Raw genomic sequence first — 4443 nt, forward strand, 5'->3', positions numbered from 1 at the left:
TGCCAGTACTCCTACTTCTACACCAGCACTATCTGAAAGATTTCTTATAGTTCTTCCCAGTTTTTCCCTAGCCAGCCTTGCATAAATACTTGGCCCAGCACCAGTTGGCTCCATAACCTGCTCTGGGGAAGGCCAATAGAGCTTTTCGTGAGCTAGTTCAAGTAATCCAGAGTTCGGCATACTGTTGTTGAAGCTGCATCAGCGTCTAAAACAATGAGGCTACAAGCTACCTGAGAGTTTTTTGCTACTTTGCTACGTTCCCTCAATTGTATTACAATTTCGGTAAGGTTTAATAAAACGTATTCTGTTTCGTCAAAAAAGTAATACATAAGGTTCTGCATAACAGAATGGCTATCATAGAAGGCTTTACAAGACGGGAAACTCAGGAACTAACAGGGACAAGCTCGAATCGCCTGCAATACCTGGAAAGATCGCAACTGGTAATACCCCACAGAATTGGCACGTCCCGAAAGCCGACGGTTATTTACACTTGGGAACAGGTGTTAGAAATTCGGGCGATCAAAAATCTGAGGCAAGAGATTTCCCTTCAAACAGTGAGAAAAATTATCAAATTCTTAGACGAGAGCGGGTTTGACGACAGTTTGCGCGATAAACAGTTGGTTGTTATTGATGATGATGTATTCTGGGTTCAGCCAGATTGGACAGACTTTCCTGAGAAGATGCCTTCAGTTCTGAGAGTGGCGGGGAACAAAAGCAAAGATGTCGGTCAGTACGTCCTGCTGGTAATTCCTCCCTTGTCTGAAATTGTTAACGAGATATGGACAGCGGCAGAAAAATCCCAGGCAGTCGATTTTGAGAGCTTTAAGCAGCGGGCTAAAGCCAAACCTTCGAGAGCAGCATAAAGCAGTCACTCCCCAACTTATGCTATTAAATAGTCACCATTCCTGAGTAATGTACCACCTAAACCACGCCAGACAATAAACAGCGATCTCCTTAAAACTAAATATAAGATCGATACGCTCAGTAACCTGCCTTTAGAGTAATGTCTACATAAGTATGGAGCTAAGCGGACTCGAACCGCTGACATCTTCAATGCCATTGAAGCACTCTACCAACTGAGCTATAGCCCCTTTCGATGCTTTTCTATATTGCCTTAATTCTCCCCATGTTGTCAAGTACCTTTGCCGCAAATTTCCTTAATAAAGCGGATAGGTGTGCTGACTCATCTGGGCTATGTAGCCCATGCAGCCTCCGATGAGGAAATATACTACCAACATAGCGGCTGCGGACATGGCTACCAAAGTACCGGCGAGCATCAAGGAAAACTCTTGGCGATCGAATGCCTGTTGCATCAGGTGCAGCGACCAAGCCACTAGAGCCACATCAAACATTAGAATAGCAATCAACATATATTTACGAAATGTAACAGTTTTATCTATTCTAATATATGCCACGGCTGGCTCGATCGGATGTGGCGAGGGCTGAATCTGTCTCAGTGTATAGTTCTTAGATGCTACAGCACCCGGGTTGGCACGTGATGGGATGTTAAGTAAGTTTTAATTTCTGCTACGGAAAGTTGCCCGTAATGTAACAGGGATGCTAGCAGTGCGGCTTCCGCTTTACCCTCCGTGAGGGCGTCGTAAATGTGACCGCAGTTACCGGCTCCCCCGGAGGCAATTACGGGGATTTGCACGTTTTCGGCAATGGTGCGGGTCAATTCCAAATCGTAGCCAGCTTGGGTGCCGTCGGCGTCCATGCTTGTGACGAGAAGCTCTCCAGCGCCGCGTTGCTCGGCTTCTTTAGCCCAGGCGATCGCATCTAAGCCAGTATTTTCCCGCCCGCCCCGCACGTATACATCCCAACCTGGGTTATTGCCGTCTTGTCGCCGTCTGGCATCAATTGCTACCACGATACACTGATTGCCGAAGCGATCGCTGGCTCGATCGATAAAACCCGGATCGCGTACCGCCGCTGAATTGATGCTGACTTTATCCGCTCCGGCTCTTAACAATTGTTTAATCATTTCTAAGGACTGAATGCCGCCCCCAACTGTCAGAGGAATGAAAACCTGTTCTGCGGTGCGATATACCACATCGATGATAATTTCGCGGTCTTCGTGAGTTGCCGTAATATCGAGAAATACCAACTCATCCGCACCGGCATCGTTATAAACCTGCGCCAGTTCCACCGGATCGCCAGCATCCTTGAGATTGACAAAATTAATGCCTTTGACAACTCGCCCCGCTTTTACATCCAAGCAAGGTAAGATTCGTTTAGCTAGCATGGCAGTGTCTTGCGCTCCCCAAGTGATGATATTTAGAGACTATCGGAAAACCAATATTTAATTAATATAGATTTATAGTTATGGCGATAATTTCCTCCAAACAACAGCCCATCGAACCAGACCCCAAACCGAAGCAGCGTCGGGAGTCAAAGGACGATCGCAAAACTCCAAAAGCATCGCCAAAACTGGATTTACTGCAACCAACCGCAACAAGCGATGAAACCGACAAGCTGGAAGAGGGACTCAGACCCCAGCGATTTGCGGATTATATCGGTCAAAAAGACCTGAAAACGGTCTTGGAAATTGCCATCAAAGCAGCTAAAGGTAGAGGCGAGACGATGGATCACTTGCTATTGTACGGCCCGCCCGGTTTGGGCAAAACCACAATGGCACTGATCCTGGCGGCGGAAATGGGCACCACCTGTAAAATCACAGCTGCGCCGTCTCTAGAACGTCCGCGAGATATTGTGGGCTTGCTGGTGAGTCTCAAACCGGGTGAAATTTTGTTTATTGACGAAATTCATCGCCTGACGCGCATGGCAGAGGAACTTCTCTACCCAGCGATGGAAGATTTTCGAGTCGAAATTGCGATAGGTAAAGGTCAGAGCGCGAGGACTCGCAGTTTGCCGCTGTCGCCGTTTACTTTGGTGGGGGCAACAACTCGCGTGGGGTCGCTGACTTCGCCGTTGCGCGATCGCTTTGGTTTAATTCATCGGCTGCACTTTTACGAGCCAGAAGAATTAACAGAGATTGTACTGCGAAGTGCCGATCTTCTCAAAACTCCGATCGATCGCGAAGGAGCAGAGGAAATTGCCGGTCGAAGTCGCGGTACGCCGCGCATTGCCAACCGCTTGCTCAAACGGGTACGCGATTATACCCAAGTGAAAAATCTGGGGAAGATCGATCGAAAAATTGCCGACGAAGCATTAGAAGTCTTCAATGTCGATCCTCGCGGTTTGGATTGGACAGACCGCAAAGTGCTGAGTGTAATGATAGATAATTTTAAAGGGGGGCCAGTGGGAATCGAAACTATTGCCTCGGCAACTGGTGAAGATGTGCAAACAATTGAGGAAGTTTACGAGCCCTACTTGATGCAGATAGGATTTATGCTGCGGACGCCTCGCGGTCGAATGGTTACCCCAGCTGCTTGGCAACATATGGGTTATAAGTAGTTGAGATAAATTATATAAAGAAGAGGCTAAACTTATGAAAGAATTACTGACGGCTTTGGGTGGGATTTTGCTTGTTTTTATACTTTTAGTACTGGCTTTGGTAGTTGCGATCGTCGTTCTTTTGAAGGTTTTTCTACCCAAAGCAGCTAAGATGATGTCACAAGGAGCGGAAATCTGGCTGGATGCACAAAATTACGTTGATTCTGCTGTCTCGGAAATTATCAAAGACTGGAATTATTTAGAGCTATTGAAAAGAGCTACACCACAATTTCTTGAATCTGTGCAGCCTGAAGAATTAGAACGGGTTTTCTATTATTTTTTCCAACAGATAGGTAAACTGGAGTCCTACACGGGAGCTATTTGTAATGGAGTTTCTGGGCTGAACAAACAAGAGTTTGGCCAATTAATTGTCGGTGATTATGTTGCACAAGCAAAATTTACCAAAAAATCAGCTAAAATAAAGGGCCAGATTATTAAGCAAGATAATCAATGGTTTATTAATACATTCACTATTAGTAATGAAGGGATTACACTGGTGTTAGGATTGACAACTACTCCGGAAGCATTAGAGGAGGCATACAATAAAAAAATCAAGCTGGAAGGATTGCTTAAATATGACGATTACAAATAATATGTTGAGAGTTAAGAAAAGCAATTTATAAAAAAAACGATTATATATGGTGTAATGTAAGTAAAGGCTGACTGCTGACAACAGTCCATACATACTAGCCCAAAACACAACATTAGCTTTTGCGATCGTTCTATGATTCGTTGCATTCTAACTTTACTGACTGTACTGCTTGTTGCTATTTCAATTGGGTTTGTTAATATCTCGCCAGTGATGGCACAAACCGAAGCGCCACCTAGTATTACTGAAACAGAAACGCCATCAAGCGTCAGCGAAACGCCATCGAGTATTACTGAAACGGAAACGCCATCGAGCATTACTGAAACGGAAACGCCATCGAGTATTACTGAAACGGAAACGCCATCGAGTATTACTGAAACAGAAACGCCATCGAGTAT

At 45.4% G+C, this 4443-nt stretch carries 7 protein-coding genes and 1 tRNA gene; 4 read left to right on the top strand and 4 right to left on the bottom strand.

The window, feature by feature from the left end:
• The coding region (locus tag H6S82_RS20105; protein WP_191056613.1) for a hypothetical protein at nucleotides 1-180 on the bottom strand (180 nt) is incomplete at its 3' end.
• Between the two features lie 167 nt (nucleotides 181-347).
• Between H6S82_RS20105 and H6S82_RS20110 the strand changes: the two genes are divergently transcribed.
• The gene (locus H6S82_RS20110; RefSeq protein WP_190462777.1) at nucleotides 348-863 is read left to right on the top strand and encodes a MerR family transcriptional regulator; all 516 of its coding nucleotides are present in this window, start codon (nucleotides 348-350) and stop codon (nucleotides 861-863) included.
• Between the two features lie 155 nt (nucleotides 864-1018).
• Here the strand turns inward: H6S82_RS20110 and H6S82_RS20115 are convergent.
• From H6S82_RS20115 to hisF, 3 genes are all read right to left on the bottom strand, one after another.
• Nucleotides 1019-1091: transfer RNA gene (locus H6S82_RS20115), tRNA-Ala, on the bottom strand.
• A 66-nt stretch (nucleotides 1092-1157) separates the two neighbouring features.
• Complete coding sequence (locus tag H6S82_RS20120; protein ID WP_190462885.1) at nucleotides 1158-1370, bottom strand: hypothetical protein; 213 nt, start codon at nucleotides 1368-1370, stop codon at nucleotides 1158-1160.
• A gap of 104 nt (nucleotides 1371-1474) precedes the next feature.
• Complete coding sequence (gene hisF, locus H6S82_RS20125) at nucleotides 1475-2245, bottom strand: imidazole glycerol phosphate synthase subunit HisF (RefSeq protein WP_190462775.1); 771 nt, start codon at nucleotides 2243-2245, stop codon at nucleotides 1475-1477.
• Nucleotides 2246-2325: 80 nt separating this feature from the next.
• On the opposite strand from hisF, the gene ruvB reads away from it, so the two are divergent.
• From ruvB to H6S82_RS20140, 3 genes are all read left to right on the top strand, one after another.
• Complete coding sequence (ruvB, locus tag H6S82_RS20130) at nucleotides 2326-3417, top strand: Holliday junction branch migration DNA helicase RuvB (RefSeq protein WP_190462773.1); 1092 nt, start codon at nucleotides 2326-2328, stop codon at nucleotides 3415-3417.
• Between the two features lie 34 nt (nucleotides 3418-3451).
• Entirely contained in the window at nucleotides 3452-4048 is a 597-nt protein-coding gene (locus H6S82_RS20135) for a hypothetical protein (RefSeq protein ID WP_190462771.1), read from the top strand.
• Nucleotides 4049-4180: 132 nt separating this feature from the next.
• A partial coding sequence (locus tag H6S82_RS20140) for a hypothetical protein (RefSeq protein WP_191056614.1) occupies nucleotides 4181-4443 on the top strand: 263 nt, incomplete at its 3' end.

Origin of the sequence: Planktothrix sp. FACHB-1355 (assembly GCF_014748295.1) — a bacterium.
GTDB classification, from domain to species: Bacteria; Cyanobacteriota; Cyanobacteriia; order Cyanobacteriales; family Aerosakkonemataceae; genus Aerosakkonema; species Aerosakkonema funiforme_A.

What these genes read in the sequence shown, in the direction of transcription:
- ruvB (WP_190462773.1), top strand. Translation starts at nt 2,326, where the DNA reads ATGGCGATAATTTCCTCCAAACAACAGCCCATCGAACCAGACCCCAAA.
- H6S82_RS20110 (WP_190462777.1), top strand. Translation starts at nt 348, where the DNA reads ATGGCTATCATAGAAGGCTTTACAAGACGGGAAACTCAGGAACTAACA.
- H6S82_RS20120 (WP_190462885.1), bottom strand. Translation starts at nt 1,370, where the DNA reads ATGTTGATTGCTATTCTAATGTTTGATGTGGCTCTAGTGGCTTGGTCG.
- H6S82_RS20135 (WP_190462771.1), top strand. Translation starts at nt 3,452, where the DNA reads ATGAAAGAATTACTGACGGCTTTGGGTGGGATTTTGCTTGTTTTTATA.
- hisF (WP_190462775.1), bottom strand. Translation starts at nt 2,245, where the DNA reads ATGCTAGCTAAACGAATCTTACCTTGCTTGGATGTAAAAGCGGGGCGA.